Source organism: Microvirga sp. HBU67558 (assembly GCF_018069605.1).
GTDB lineage: Bacteria > Pseudomonadota > Alphaproteobacteria > Rhizobiales > Beijerinckiaceae > Microvirga > Microvirga terrae.
In genome coordinates this window covers 1-1244 of the sequence record NZ_JAGPUP010000316.1, presented here as the reverse complement: position 1 = coordinate 1244, position 1244 = coordinate 1, and the positions used below count along the sequence as shown (strand labels likewise).

Annotated in this window: 1 protein-coding gene; it reads left to right on the top strand. The window is 62.9% G+C overall.

From position 1 onward, the window contains the following. On the top strand, positions 1-738 hold a 738-nt coding region (locus KBI52_RS01450; protein WP_210804863.1), incomplete at its 5' end, for a lysine/arginine/ornithine ABC transporter substrate-binding protein. Positions 739-1244: the final 506 nt, after the last annotated feature.

The window sequence follows — 1244 nt, the reverse complement described above, 5'->3', positions numbered from 1 at the left end:
GCCCCGTGGAACTTCACCGGCGCGGGCGGCAAGCTCGAAGGCTTCGAGATCGATCTCGCCAACGACCTCTGCAAGCGCATGAACGTCAAGTGCGAGATCGTGGCCCAGGACTGGGACGGCATCATCCCGGCCCTGACCGCCAAGAAGTACGACGCCATCATGGCCGGCATGAGCATCACCGACGAGCGCAAGAAGACCATCGACTTCGCCGGCCCCTACGTGAACGGCCCCAACGGCTACATGGTCGCCAAGTCGTCGCCCCTCGCCAAGATGGTGGGCACGGGCCAAGCCTTCAACCTCGGCACCCAGCAGGCCGCCGCCGAGAAGGCCATCGACGCTTCGAAGGAGATCCTCAAGGGCAAGACCGTCGGCGTCCAGGGCTCGACGATCCACGCCAACTTCGCGGACAAGTACCTGAAGGGCACTGCGGAAATCCGCGAGTACAAGACCACCGAACAGCACGACCTCGACCTCGCGGCCGGGCGTATCGACGCCGTCCTGGCGGATTCCACGGCCATCATGGGCACCCTCGATAAGCCGGAATTCAAGGATTACGTCATGGTCGGCCCGTCCATCACCGGCGGCCTCCTGGGTGCCGGTGTCGGTGTCGGCCTGCGGAAGGGTGATGACGAGTTGAAGAAGAGCTTCAACGAGGCGATCAACGCGGCGGTCAAGGACGGCACGGTCAAGACCCTGTCCATGAAGTGGTTCAAGGTGGACATCTCCCCCAAGGGCTGATCTTCCGGCATCGGGTTGGAGTTTCCGCCCCGTGTCATCATCGGCCTTGTGCCGGTGATCCCGATCGGAGAAGCGACGCGCTTCAAACAACCGAGATGGCCGGCACGAGCCCGGCCACGACGTGGCAGGCAACCATGACATCCGGGGGCGCGGCGCAAGCCGCGCCCTTTTTGTATCGATCCGGCCCGGCTGCGACCGAAATCGCCAGCTTGGGCGCTTTATTCAGCATGTTTAGGACTTGCGCCGGCTTGGCTTTTGAATGTTAGCTTCTGGACGCGAGATGACGGTCCTAAGACCCTCATCCGACAACAGGATCAGTTGAAGCTGACCAGAGGGAAGACGATGAAATTCTTCAAGACACTGGGTCTCGGCCTGCTCGCCTCCGGACTCGCCATCGGCGGAGCGGCCGCGCAGGAGAAGACGGTGAAGATCGCCACCGAGGGCGCCTATGCCCCGTGGAACTTCACCGGCGCGGGCGGCAAGCTCGAAGGCTTCGAGATCGATCT